Origin of the sequence: Caballeronia ptereochthonis (assembly GCF_001545075.1) — a bacterium.
Classification (GTDB): Bacteria; Pseudomonadota; Gammaproteobacteria; order Burkholderiales; family Burkholderiaceae; genus Caballeronia; species Caballeronia ptereochthonis.
The window spans coordinates 16,536-29,964 of the sequence record NZ_FCOB02000034.1 but is presented as its reverse complement, the minus strand read 5'-3'; the positions used below and the strand labels follow the sequence as shown (position 1 = coordinate 29,964).

Annotated in this window: 10 protein-coding genes; 2 read left to right on the top strand and 8 right to left on the bottom strand. The window is 65.4% G+C overall.

The features are described 5' to 3' along the window. Window positions 1-14: 14 nt before the first annotated feature. Both AWB83_RS28730 and adiC read left to right on the top strand, forming a co-directional pair. Window positions 15-2,342 (top strand): Orn/Lys/Arg family decarboxylase, encoded by a 2,328-nt coding sequence (locus AWB83_RS28730; RefSeq protein WP_087049017.1) that lies wholly within the window; start codon window positions 15-17, stop codon window positions 2,340-2,342. A 6-nt stretch (window positions 2,343-2,348) separates the two neighbouring features. Beyond that, window positions 2,349-3,677, top strand: a complete 1,329-nt coding sequence (gene adiC / locus AWB83_RS28725; RefSeq protein ID WP_087049016.1) for an arginine/agmatine antiporter — start codon at window positions 2,349-2,351, stop codon at window positions 3,675-3,677. A gap of 92 nt (window positions 3,678-3,769) precedes the next feature. Here the strand turns inward: adiC and AWB83_RS28720 are convergent, their stop codons facing one another. Genes AWB83_RS28720 through deoC form a run of 8 tightly spaced genes read right to left on the bottom strand, consistent with a single transcriptional unit; the run spans window position 3,770 to window position 13,399 of the window. Next, the gene (locus AWB83_RS28720) at window positions 3,770-4,831 is read right to left on the bottom strand and encodes an ABC transporter permease (protein WP_087049015.1); all 1,062 of its coding nucleotides are present in this window, start codon (window positions 4,829-4,831) and stop codon (window positions 3,770-3,772) included. Next, window positions 4,828-6,357, bottom strand: a complete 1,530-nt coding sequence (locus AWB83_RS28715) for a sugar ABC transporter ATP-binding protein (protein WP_087049014.1) — start codon at window positions 6,355-6,357, stop codon at window positions 4,828-4,830. Before AWB83_RS28715 ends, AWB83_RS28720 begins: the two co-directional genes overlap by 4 nt. Before the next feature lie 56 nt (window positions 6,358-6,413). Then, window positions 6,414-7,418, bottom strand: coding sequence for a substrate-binding domain-containing protein (locus tag AWB83_RS28710; protein ID WP_087049013.1), 1,005 nt, complete (start codon window positions 7,416-7,418; stop codon window positions 6,414-6,416). Window positions 7,419-7,470: 52 nt separating this feature from the next. Further along, window positions 7,471-8,514, bottom strand: coding sequence for an ABC transporter permease (locus AWB83_RS28705; protein ID WP_087049012.1), 1,044 nt, complete (start codon window positions 8,512-8,514; stop codon window positions 7,471-7,473). After that, a complete protein-coding gene (rbsK, locus tag AWB83_RS28700) occupies window positions 8,511-9,443 on the bottom strand; it encodes a ribokinase (protein ID WP_087049011.1) in 933 nt (310 codons plus the stop codon). The genes AWB83_RS28705 and rbsK overlap by 4 nt, the downstream gene beginning before the upstream one ends. Next, on the bottom strand, window positions 9,440-9,913 hold the full coding sequence (locus tag AWB83_RS28695) for an RbsD/FucU family protein (protein WP_087049010.1): 474 nt from the start codon (window positions 9,911-9,913) through the stop codon (window positions 9,440-9,442). Before AWB83_RS28695 ends, rbsK begins: the two co-directional genes overlap by 4 nt. Before the next feature lie 60 nt (window positions 9,914-9,973). Then, entirely contained in the window at window positions 9,974-12,364 is a 2,391-nt protein-coding gene (locus AWB83_RS28690) for an aldehyde dehydrogenase family protein (RefSeq protein WP_087049009.1), read from the bottom strand. Window positions 12,365-12,391: 27 nt separating this feature from the next. Continuing rightward, window positions 12,392-13,399, bottom strand: a complete 1,008-nt coding sequence (deoC, locus tag AWB83_RS28685; protein ID WP_087049048.1) for a deoxyribose-phosphate aldolase — start codon at window positions 13,397-13,399, stop codon at window positions 12,392-12,394. Window positions 13,400-13,429 lie beyond the last annotated feature (30 nt).

Here is a 13,429-nt window from a genome sequence, read left to right as displayed (position 1 = left end):
GGAAGGATACAAAAATGATCGAGCGTAGCAGCAAGCTACTGCGGCATCGCGTGCTGATTGTCGACGAAACCCTTGCCGATCCGTCCAGCGCGGGCGGACATGTCATCCGCGACCTGGTGGGCGAATTCGAGGCGCGCGGCGTCGAGGTCGTGCGCGCGTCCACGCTGGCGGACGGCGAGGCGATCGTCACGACCGACGCCAGCATCGACTGCATGTTCGTCCACTGGAACACCGGATCGGCGCATTCCCCGGGGAAGGGCCCGGTGCTGGATCTCCTGCGCACCATTCGCGCGCGCAACGCCAGCGTGCCCATCTTCCTGATGAGCGAGCGCTCGGGCGAGCAGCCGCCTGACCTGGAAGCGATGTCGCTCGCCAGCGAGTTCGTCTGGACGCTGGAAGACACCGGCCCGTTCATCGCCGGCCGCGCGCTGGTCGCGATGCGCCGCTATACCGAGAGTCTCCTGCCGCCGTTTACGAAGGCGCTGTTCGAATACACCGCCACCCGCGAGTATTCGTGGGCGGCGCCGGGCCATCAGGGCGGCGTCGCATTCACGAAGACGCCGCAAGGGCGCCTCTTCTTCGACTTCTTCGGCGAGAACCTGTTTCGCACGGACACGGGTATCGAACGTTCGTCGATGGGTTCGCTGCTCGATCACGACGGTCCGTGCGGCGAAGCGGAGCGCTATGCGTCCCGCGTGTTCGGTTCACATGTGAGCTATTCGGTCCTCAACGGCACGTCGGGCTCGAACCGCACGGTCATGTCCGCGGTGGTCGGCGACAACGAGTTCGCGGTGTGCGACCGCAATTGCCACAAGTCGATCGAGCAAGGGCTCGTGGCGACCGGCGGCATTCCCGTATTCCTCGCACCCGCGCGCAATCGCTACGGCATCATCGGGCCGATTGCGCCGTCCGAGCTGAGCGCTGCGTCGATCGCGCGCAAGATCGAGGAACACCCGCTCGCGCGCCTCGCGAGCAGCGGGAAGCCCGTGTATGCGGTGGTCACGAACTGCACTTACGACGGCATGTGCTACGACGCGGCCAAGGTCCAGAGCCTGCTCGATCAATCGGTCGACGTGATTCACTTCGACGAAGCATGGTATGCGTATGCGCGCTTCAATCCGCTGTATGCGAACCGCTTCGGCATGCGCGGCGATCCGCGCGAGCACCGCGCGAGCGACGCCACGGTGTTCGTCACGCATTCCACGCACAAGCTGCTCGCCGCGCTCTCGCAGGCGTCCTACATCCATATCCGCAACGGCCGGCGCCCGATGGTCCCGAGCCGCTTCAACGAAGCGTACACGGCTCAGGCAACCACCTCGCCGCTCTACGCGATCATCGCCGCCAACGAGATCGGCGCATCGATGATGGACGGTTCGCAAGGCCAGATGCTGACGCAGGAAGTGATCGATGAAGCCATCGATTTCCGCCAGGCGCTCGCACGCGCGCACCGCGAACTGGCGAAGCAAGGCGAATGGTTCTTCGCGCCGTGGAACGCGCCCGAGGTGACGGACCCGTCGAGCGGAGAGCGCATTCCGTTCGCGGATGCGCCCAGACAACTGCTCGCGTCCGATCCCGGTTGCTGGGTGCTGCGTCCCGGCGAGACCTGGCACGGCTTCGACAGCGTGCCGGACGGCTGGTGCATGCTGGACCCGATCAAGGCCGGCATCGTGTGCCCGGGCATGGGCGACGATGGCGAGCTCGAATCGTCCGGCATTCCCGCCGCCGTGCTGAGCGCCTATCTCTATCGCCATGGAATCATCCCGTCGCGCACGACTGACTTCATGGTGCTGTGCCTGTTCTCGGTAGGCGTGACCAAGGGCAAGTGGGGCACGCTCGTCAATACCCTGCTGCATTTCAAGCGCGACTACGACGCCAATCGCCCGCTCACCGAGGCCCTGCCGGATCTCGTCAAGAAGTCGCCCGAGCACTATGCGGGCATGGGACTGCGCGATCTCGCCAACGACATGTTCGGGAGGATGAAATCGTCGGCCATGGACAAGGCGCAGGCGGCGGCATTCGGCACGCTGCCCACGCCTGTGCTCACGCCACGTCAGGCCAACGCGAGGCTCAAAGCGGGCGACGTCGAGCTGCTGCCGCTCGACGAAATGGCCGGGCGCGTCATCGCCGTCGGCGCAATTCCCTATCCGCCCGGCATCCCGATCCTCATGCCCGGCGAGAACGCCGGCGCGAGCGACGGTCCGTGGCTCGCCTATCTTCGCTCGCTCGAAGCATGGAGCGCGGCCTTCCCGGGTTTCGAGAAGGAAGTCGAAGGCGCGGTGGTCGAAGCGGGCAAGTACCACTTCTGGTGTGTCAGGAAAGCCGAACAACTCAAGGATCGTTGAACAAAGATGAGCAATGTCGTCAGGAAGGTCGGCGTCGTCCCCGCGACGCTGATGGTGGCCGGAAACATCATGGGTTCCGGCGTATTCATGCTGCCAGCCAATCTCGCGGCAACGGGCGGGATCGCCATCTTCGGATGGCTCGTCACCATCGCGGGTGCGGTCGCGCTGTCGCTCGTGTACGCGAAGATGTCCTCCATCGATCCGGCCGCGGGCGGGTCGTATGCCTTCGCGCGCAAGGCGTTCGGTCCTTTCGCAGGCTATCAGGTGAACATGCTCTACTGGCTTTCGGCTTGGATCGGCAATATCGCCATTGCGGTGGTGGGGGTCGGCTATCTGAGCTATTTCATCCCCGTGCTCAAGCATCCGCTCGTACTCACGTTTGCCTGCATCGCCGTGATGTGGCTGTTCGTGTTCGTGAACGCGCTCGGGCCGTCGATCATGACCCGCGTGCAGTCCGTCACCACGGTGCTCGCGCTGGTACCGATCGTCGGCGTGGCGATCATCGGCTGGTTCTGGTTCAAGCCTGACGTCTACATGAGCGCGTGGAACGTCAGCGGACACGATGCCTTCGACGCCGTCCAGAGCACGCTGAACGTCACGCTGTGGTCCTTCATCGGCGTCGAGACGGCAGCCGTGTCGGCGGCCGTGGTCGAGAACCCGAAGAAGAACGTGCCGATCGCGACCGTGGGCGGCGTGCTGATCGCGGCGGTGTCGTATGTGCTCTCTTCCACCGCCATCATGGGCATCATCCCGAACAAGGCCTTGCAGGTTTCAGCCTCGCCGTTCGGTGACGCCGTGAAGATCATGCTGGGCGACAGCGGCGGCGCGATCGTCGCGTTGTGTGCGGCGCTCGGCTGCCTGGGCTCGCTCGGCGGCTGGATTCTGGTCACGGCGCAGACGGCGAAAGCCGCCGCGGACGACAAGCTGTTTGCTCCGATCTTCGGCAAGGTGAACAAGGATGGCGTGCCGGTGGCGGGCCTCGTCATCGTCGGCATTCTGATGACGGCGACGCAATTGACGAGCATTTCGCCCGATGCGAGCAAGCAGTTCGGCATCGTGTCGGGCGTGAGCGTGATCTTCACGCTGGTGCCGTACATCTTCACCTGTGCGGCGCTGCTCGTGCTCGGTCACGGGCATCTCGGCAACGCGAAGGGCAAGTACATCGCCGTCATGCTGGTCGCATTCGTCTACTCGCTGTGGGCGATTGTCGGTTCGGACGCGAAGCAGGTGTTGTGGTCCTTCGTGATCGTGCTCGCGACGAGCGCGACTTACGCCGTGACATACAACCGCAGCCATCCGGCGGTCTTCCCGCTCGAACCGCCGAGCGGATCGTAGGCGGCGTCGGCTCGGCCAAAACCATGAAGCAAGCCGCGGCGGCGTTCGGATCGGAATCCGAACGCCGCCGCGGTTTTTTTTCGAACGCCTTCCTACTGCCGGCGCCCCAGCGCGAACAACGTCCCCGCGACGAGAATGAACGCGCCGATGATCACCTTCTGCCAGGTGCTCGGCACGCCGATGAGAATCAGCACGCTATTGATGAGCGTGACGAGCACGACGCCGAGCAAGGTGCCCACCACCGTCCCCGTGCCGCCCGTGATGCGCGCGCCGCCGAGAATCACGGCGGCGATCACGTCGAGCTCCGTGCCGACGAGATCGAACGGATTGGCGAGCCGGTTCGTCGAGACGTGCAGAATGCCCGCCACGCCCGCCAGCAAGCCGGTATAGCCGAACACGAACAGATGAATCGCGCGCAGGTTGTAGCCGAGGCGCTCGGCGATCGCGAGACTGCCGCCCATCGCGTAGACGCCGCGCCCCATCATCGTGCGATTGAGCAGCCACCACGTGAGCACCGCCGCGATCACGAGCGCGAGCACGGACACCGGCAACACGGCGCGCAGGCCATCGGACGTGTGGTAGAAGAACAGCGGCAGGCGCCCGAACGTATCCATGCTGTGCGGAATGTTCATGAAGAACTGCGTGCCGACGAAGGTCAGCAGCAAGCCGCGATACAGATACTGCGTGCCGATCGTGACGATCAGCGACGGCGCCTTGAGCCGATGCACGAGCATGCCGTTGATGACGCCGAGAATCACGCCGCCGATCGCGCCCGCGATCAGGATCAGCACGAACGGGCACTCGGGCCACCATGCGAACACGGCCTTGGTGATCGAATACATCGTGAGCGCGGCGATCGCCGTGAACGACACGTCGATGCCGCCCGACGCCAGCACGACGAGCGTGCCGAGCGCGAAGAGCGACACCGTCGTCGCGGAATGCAGCATGTCGAACAGCGTGGCGAACTGGAAGAAGCGCGGATTGATGCCGCCCACGATCAGGCACGTCACCACGATCAGCCCGACCGTGAACCACTCGGGATTGCGCATCAGCTGCGCGTAGAGATTGCCCTTGCGCACACGCGGCGCGACGTCGCTCACGGCCTGCGGCATCGTCTCGCTTCCCGTGCGGCGGATGGATTCGCTCATGCTCATGCTGCCTCTGAAAGTAGCGCGTGATAAAGATCGGCCTCGCTCAACCGGTCCGCGCGATACTCGCTCGCGATGCGGCCTTTCTTCATCATCAGAATGCGGTCGCAGTTCTGCAGCAGCTCGGGCAAGTCGTCGCTGATCAGGATGATGCCGATGCCCTCCTTCGACAGCCGCTGCATGATGCGGTAAATGATGTCCTTCGATCCCACGTCCACGCCGACCGTCGGACCGTGCAGGATCAGCACGCGAGGATCGATCGCGAGCCAGCGGCCGATCAGCACGCGCTGCTGGTTGCCGCCCGAAAGCGACTGCACGGGCTTGTCGACATCGGGCGTGGCGATCTGCAAGTCCTTCACGGTGCGCTCGGCGAGCTCTTGCGCGCGCTTGCGGTCGATCTGGCCGAAGCGGTCGCGCAGGCTCGCGATCATCGCGGTGACGACGTTGTCGCGGATCGGCTTGTCGAGGAACAGCCCTTCGTTCAGGCGGTCTTCCGGCACGTAGCCGATGCGCTGCGCCTTCGCATCCGCGGGCGAATGCAGCCGCACGCGCATGCCGTCGAGCGTGACCGTGCCCATGTCGGCGGGCGCAACGCCAGCCAGTGCACGCGCGAGTTCGTTGCGGCCCGAATCGAGCAGGCCCGTCACGCCGAGAATCTCGCCCTTGTGCAGCTTGAACGACACATCGGCGAACTGGCCTTTGCGGCCGAGACCCTGCACGTCGAGCACGATTTGCGACGCGCCCTCGTCACCTTCCGAACGATAGCGTTCGGTCGACAGATGCTTGCCCGTCATGAGCTCGCTGATCTGCGCCTTCGTGTAGTTTTCGATCGGGCCTTGCGCCATCTTCTGGCCGTCGCGCAGCACGATCACTTCGCCGCCGATCGCATAGCACTCGTCGAGCTTGTGGCTCACGAACAGCACGGCCACGCCGTCCGCGCGCAGCTTCGCCAGTACGGCGATGAGATTGTCGACTTCCTTCTGCGTGAGCGACGTGGTCGGCTCGTCCATGATGACGAACTTCGCCTCGCTCGCAATCGCGCGCGCAATCGCGACGAGCTGGCGCGTGGCGAGCGGCAGCTGCTCGATCAGTGTCTTCTGGAAATTCGCGTCGCCCGGCAGGCCCACGGCTTCGAGCGCGCGAGCAGCGGTTTGCGCGAGCGCCTTGCGATCGAACGTGCGCGCGAGCTTGCCCGCATGTTCGGCAAGCTCGGACGTCAGCGCGACGTTCTCCGCGACGCTCATGTTCGGCAGCAGCGACAAGTCCTGATAGACCGTCTCGATGCCCGCCGAAAGGGATTCGAGCGGCGAGAGCTTCGTGTGGCGCACGCCCTCGATCACGAGCTCGCCTTCATCGGGCGGCTGCGCGCCCGAGATGATCTTGATGAGCGTGCTCTTGCCGCAGCCGTTCTCGCCCAGCAAGTGATAGATCTGTCCGCGCTCGAACGCGAGGCTCACGCCGCGCAGCGCATGCACGCCGGTAAAGCGCTTGTGGATATCGAAGACTTCGAGAAGCGGGGTCGTTGTGGTCATGTCGTTTCGAGGCAGGCGGCGCGCCTCATCGAACCGGGCGCGCCGCGCACATCACGTCAGAAGTTGTATTGCTTGTAGTTCGTCTTGTCGACGTCGACCCAGCCGGTGCCGCGCACGATCACGCCCTTGCCGGGGCCCTTCGTAACGGTCACCTTGTTGTAGCCCGTGATGCCCAGGTCCGCGCCGTTCTGCACTTCCTTGCCGTCGACGAGCATCTGCGCGACCTTGTTCATCGCGAGACCGGCGAGCTTCGGATCCCAGAACGCGATACCGTTGATCGCACCGCTTTCGAGGAACTTCGCGGCTTCCGTCGGCAGTCCGGTTCCGTACACGCAGATCTTGCCGACCTTGCCCGCTTCCTCGACTGCGCGGCCAATGCCGATCACATCCAGCGACGACGAACCCTGGAAGCCCGTCAGGTCCGGATGCTTGCGCAGCACTTCCTTCGCGACCTGATATGCTCGCTCGCCATCGTTGTTGGTTTCGAGCTTGGGCTCGACGAGATCCATCTTCGGATACTTGGCCTTCGCGTTGCCAATGCCACCATCGGCCCATTGCACCTGCGAGCGGCTGCCGAGGGAGCCGACCAGCACCGCCCACTTGCCCTGCTGGCCCATGCACTTCGCGAGGCGCTCGTTCAGGCCCGCGCCGTACGCGGTGTTGTCGAACGCTTCGATGTCGACCTGCGTGTTCTTGGCGTTGTCCGCTTCATGCGTGACGACCTTGATGCCGCGGTCCATCGCCTTCTTGAGCGCGGGCTCGAGTGTCGGCGGATCGTACGGCACCACCGCGATCGCCGTGACCTTCTTCGCGATCAGGTCCTCGATGATCTTCAGCTGCTGCGCGGCGTCGGCTCGGCCCGGGCCTGTCTGATACGCGTTGATGTTCGGGTTTTCCTTGCCGAACTCCTTCACGCCTTCGTCCATGCGATTGAACCAGTTGATGCCGGTCACCTTCACGACCGTCACGATGGTCTCGTTGGTCGCGGCCTGCGCCGCCGCGATCGCGCCGGCGGCGAGTGCGATCGCCGTAAGCGCGGTGCCGAGTTTGTTCAGCTTCATTGCGTTGTCTCCTTTATGTATCGATTGGTCTCTTCAACAATCACACGCAACACTAACGTCCCGTCGACGCGGGCGGCGGTGGAACATTGCTCCTGGGCGCGGCTCCGCCGATGCCGAAGATCGCGCGCACGCGCTCGCCGCCCGCGAATGCGAGCGATGCGAGCAGCAGGAAACCCCACGCGCAATCGCCGAAGAACTGCGACACCCCGAGCAGATTGAACAGGCTCGACAGGAATTGCAGCACCGTCGCGGCGAGAAACACGCAGACGATGCGCCCGTAGCCGCCCGCCGGATTCACGCCGCCCATCACCGCGATCAAGATCGCGATCAGCAAGTACGAATTGCCGTAATCCCATTTCGCGCTCGACGTATGGGTCGCGCTGATGAGGCCCGCGAGCGATGCGAGCACGCCGCACAGGCCATACGTGAGGATCAGCATGCGCGCGCGCGGAATGCCCGCGTAGAACGCGGCCTTGGGATTGGTTCCCATCAGGTAGAGACGCAGGCCGAACGGCGTGCGCTTCAGGATCCAGCCGAGCAGCACGACGGCGGCGATGAAGATCCACAGCGAAATCGGCACTTGCAGGAAAGTGCCGTTGCCGATGTTCGAAAGCGGATCGACGTATTCCACGCGCACCGACGCCCCGTTGCTCAGCACGACCGCAATGCCCGTGAAAAGCAACTGCGTGCCGAGCGTGCAGAGAATCGGCGTGAGCCTGAGCTTCGCGATGACGACGCCGTTCAGCAAGCCGCCGAGCAAACCGATCGCCACGACGATGCACACGAACACGCCCGTATAGAGCGCGGGCGAATCGTCGGCGGACACCATGTGCGGCAGCAGCATCGCCGCGACCATGCCCGACAGGTTCGCAAGCCCGACACCCGACAGATCGATGCCGCCGTTGCCCGAGACCATCGACAGCATGATGCCGAGCGCGAGCAGGCCGAGCTCGGGCAACTGGCCGCCCATCGACTGGAGGTTGTCGATGTCGAGGAACTGGCCGTGCGACATCCACGTCGCGACGATCACCACGAGGATGTTCACGCCGATCAGGAAGTTGAACTGGCGATCCGCGAGCCACTTCGAGCCTTTCATTGCGTGACGCTCCTTTCCGCAAGCACCGCGTTGATCTCGTCGAGACGCGGCATCGAAGGCGCGGTGCCGGGGCGCGTCACCGAAAGGCTCGCGAGCGCGCAGCCGAAGCGCACCGCATCGAGCGGACCTTCGCCGCGAGCGAGCGCAGCCGCGAAGCCGCCGGTGAAGCCATCGCCCGCGCCCGCCGTCTCGACCACGCGGCCGCAATCGAAGGCCGGGACGAGTACCGATTCGTTCTCCGTATGCAGCAGCGCGCCCGCTTCGCCGAGCGTGACGATGACGGCGCGCGCGCCCTTCTTCAACAGCACGTCGGCGGCGCGGCGCGCGTCATCGACATTGACGATTGCCACGCCCGTCAGCGCTGTCGCCTCGGTTTCGTTCGGCGTGATGTAGTCGCACAGCGGATAGATATCGTCGGTGAGCGGCAGCGCCGGCGCGGGATTGAACACCGTCGTCACGCCATGCTTGCGCGCGAGCTCGAGTCCGCGGCGCGCGGCAGGAATCGGTTGCTCCAGTTGCGTGACGAAGACGCCCGCACGAGCGATGTCGTCTTCGATCGCCTCGACGTCCTCGGGCGCCAGCGTGCCCGCAGCGCCCGCCGCGACGATGATCGCGTTGCCGCCCGTGTTCTCGTCGACGTAGATATGCGCGGCGCCCGTCGCCACGTCGCTCATGACGGTCGCGCGCGACGTGATGCCTTCGGCAGTCCAGGTTGCCTGCGCGATCTCGCCGAACGCGTCCGCGCCGATGCGCGTGCAGAAGATCACGTCCGCCCCGGCGCGGGCGGCGGCCACCGCCTGATTCGAGCCCTTTCCGCCCGGTCCCATCTTGAAGGCGGAACCCGCAACGGTTTCGCCGAGCAGCGGCATGCGCTGCGCGCGAAACGCGAGGTCCGTCACGTAGATGCCGAGAATGACGACGCTCTTCATCGCGTGCCTCCTTCCGGCGCATCGGGTGCCAGTTGCACGCCCTTCTTGAAGATGAAGCAGCCATAGCCGCGCGCCTCGCCCGTGGCGATCACGCAGTACGCTTTCTTCGCGCGCTCGTAAAACGCGAAGCGTTCGATCGCCGCGAACGGCAGTTCACGGCCTTCTGCGTCGTCTACTTCGCGTTGCGCCTCGCGCTGCACGGCGGGCAAGGTAGTTGCATCGCCAACTATTTCCATGCGGCCGGCGGGATCGTCGACGAACGTATCGAGCGGCAGCACCGACAGCACCGCGCGCACCGCCCGCGGCGCGCTCGCGCCGTCGATGCGCAGGACCTTGCCCAATACCGATTGCCGCGCCACCGAGTCGGCGGGGAAATGAGCGTCGCAGATCACCACTTCGTCGCCGTGACCCATCGCGGCGAGCGCGTGCAGGATATCGGCGTTCAGAAGCGGATCGATGTTCTTCAGCACAGCGTCTCCTCCATGCATGGGCGGTCCCGTATCGGAATCTACGCCCGGTCAACTCTGCAATCAGTCTCCGTACGGCACCCAGATGTTCTTCACCTGCACGGCCTGACGGAGGAACGGCAAGCCCTCGCTCGCGGCGTCGTGCCAGTCGAACACGCGGCCCTGATCGACGAACGTGCGTTTCAGGTTGCCGACGGACTCGCGCTCGGCCAGCGCCGAGAGCGACGCGCCATGGAAGCACCAGAGCGCATCGACGTCGTCGTGCTGTGCAAGTGTTTGCGCCAGGGAGCGCGCATCGCCGGTGACGATGTTCAGCGCGCCGCCCGGTACATCCGATGTCTCGACGACCTGATAGAAGTCCGTCGCCATCAGCGGACACGTTTCGCTCGGCACCGCGACCACGCGATTGCCGAGTGCAAGCGCGGGCGCGACGAGCGACACGAAACCGAGCAGCGGCGCTTCATCCGGGCACACGATGCCGATCACGCCGAGCGGCTCGTGCATCGCCAGCGCCACGCCATGCAGCGGCGGCGCATGCACCGCGCCGTCGTACTTGTCGGCCCAGGCGGCATACGTGAAGAAGCGCGCGATCGATGCTTCCACTTCGCGCTTCGCATCCCGCTCGCTCGAACCCGCGCGCGTGACGAGCTGCCTCGCGAACTCGTCGGCGCGCGCGCTCAGATTCTCCGCGAGGTAGTACAGCACCTGCGCGCGATTATGCGCGCTCGCGGAAGACCACTTCGTCATGCCGCGCGCGGCGGCCACCGCATTGCGAATGTCCTTGCGATTGCCCTCGCCCGCTTCGCCGACGATCTCACCGGAAGGCGCGCGCACGAGCCGCGAGTAACCGCTGTCGGGCCGTGCCTGCTTGCCGCCGATGAAGAGCTTCGCCGTGCGATCGAGCGCGCTGACCTTGCCCGCGTCCGTGAGCGAATCGGGCTGCGCCTGCAGTGGCCCGGTTTCACCGCGAACCGGAAGCTTGGCCCATGCGCGCGGCTTCAGGTATTCGTAAATGCCCTCGCGTCCGCCCTCGCGCCCGAAGCCGGATTCGCGATAGCCGCCGAAGCCCACGGCCGCATCGAAGAGGTTGGTCGCGTTGATCCACACGACGCCGCATTGCAGGCGCGGCGCGACATCGAGCGCGCGGCTGATGTTCTCGCTCCAGATGCTCGCGGCGAGCCCATAGCGCGTGTTGTTCGCGAGCGCGACGGCTTCTTCCGGCGTGCGGAAGCTCATGGTCACGAGCACGGGTCCAAAGATTTCTTCCTGCGCGAGCGTCGATGCAGGCGCGACGTTGGTCACGAGCGTCGGCGGGAAGAATGCGCCGCCCTCGGGCAACGCGAGACGCGGGCTTTGATGAATCTCGCAGCCTTCGCTTTCGCCTTTCGCCACGAGCGCGCGGATGCGCTCGAGCTGCACTTCATCGACGATGGCGCTCATGTCGATGCCCTTGTCGAGCGACGTGCCGACGCGCAGCGTGTCCATGCGGCGCTTGAGCTTCTCGACGAAGCGCGCCTCGATGCCCTCCTGCACGAGCAGACGCGAGCCCGCGCAACACACCTGGCCCTGATTGAACCAGATCGCATCGACGACGCCTTCCACGGCGCTGTCGAGGTCGGCATCGTCGAACACGATGAAGGGCGACTTGCCGCCGAGCTCCAGTGTGAGCGACTTGCCCGAGCCCGCCGTCGTCGTGCGAATCTGGCGGCCCACCTCGGTCGAGCCCGTGAAGGCGATCTTCGCGACGCGCCTGTGCTCGACCAGCGCCGCACCCGTGCGCCCGTCGCCGGTGACGACATTGAGCACGCCCTTGGGCAAGCCCGCGCGGTGCGCAAGCTCGGCGAACAGCAGCGCGGTCAGCGGCGTATATTCGGCGGGCTTGAGCACGACGGTATTGCCGAGCGCGAGCGCGGGGGCGATCTTCCACGCGAGCATCAGCAGCGGAAAATTCCACGGCACGATCTGGCCGATCACGCCGAGCGGCGCCCAGTCGGCGAACTCCTTGTCCTGCAACTGCGCCCAGCCCGCGTGATGCAGAAAATGCCTTGCCACAAGAGGGATATCGATATCGCGCGACTCGCGGATCGGCTTGCCGTTGTCGAGCGATTCCAGCACGGCGAACAGGCGGCCATGCCGCTGCACCATGCGCGAGAGCGCATACAGATGACGCGCGCGCCCCGCGCCGCCGATGGCCTGCCAGCCTTCGAGCGCATCGTGCGCGGCCTGCACGGCGGCATCGACATCGGCGGAATCGCCTTGCGCGATCGACGCCAGCATGCGGCCCGTCGCGGGCTCGCGCGAATCGAATCGTTCGGCGGCATCGCTATCGCGCCATGCGCCATTGATGAAATGACCGAAGCGCCCGTTGTGCTGATCGAGCCAGGCGCGCGCGGCGCGATCGTCTTCCGGTGCGGGTCCGTATTCCATCGAGGAGAAGTATTCGGCAACGCTCATGAGGCTTGTAAGAGTAGGTCTTGCGAATCAGGCGACAGGATGACGATTGAACGCCGAATAGCGTCCGCTCACGTGATGTTCGAGCTGGCGTTCGATATCCGCGAGCAGGCTCGATGCGCCGATGCGGAACAGCTCCGGCTCGAGCCAGTCACGTCCGAGCTCTTCCTTCATGAGGATCTGATATTCGAGCACCGACTTCGCCGTCGACACGCCGCCCGCCGGCTTGAAGCCGATCGCCACGCCCGTGCGCGCGAGGTAGTCGCGGATCATGCGCACCATCACGAGCGAGACGTCGAGCGTCGCGTTGACGCCTTCCTTGCCCGTGGAGGTCTTGATGAAATCGGCGCCGGCCATCATGCAGATCATCGACGCCTTCGCGACGTTCGACAGGGTGCGGATGTCGCCGGTCGCGAGGATCGCCTTGACGTGCGCATTGCCGCATGCCGCGCGGAAATCGCGCATCTCGTCGTAGAGCGCCTTCCAGTTGCCCGTCAGCACATGCTCGCGCGTGACGACGATATCGATCTCCGCCGCGCCATCCGCCACCGACGCCTCGATCTCGCGCAGCTTCAGCGCATGCGGATTGAGGCCGGCGGGAAAGCCGGTCGACACGGCGGCGACCGGAATGCCGCTGCCCTGCAGCGCGTTCACGGCGGTTTTCACGTAGCGGTGATAGACGCACACCGCACCGGTCGTGATCGAGCCCGGTGCCATGCCGAGCGCGTCGAGCAGATCGTCGCGCAGCGGACGGCGCGCCTTCGCGCAGAGGCGCTCGACGCGTCCGTGGGTATCGTCGCCGTTGAGCGTCGTGAGGTCGATGCAGGTAATGGCCTTCAGCAGCCATGCCGCCTGCGCATCCTTCTTGACCGCGCGGCGCGTGCCGAGCGTGGATGCGCGGCGCGCCACCGCCGACTGGTTCACGCGCAGACCGTCGAGCCACGCGAGATCGAACGGCACGCCGGGATTGCGGGCGCCTGCGTGGGCCTGAGTCTTCCCGGGCCACGCGACGATGGACTTCGATGCGGATTCCAGCATGAGATCGGTTTGCCGGCGCCTTGTGCGACG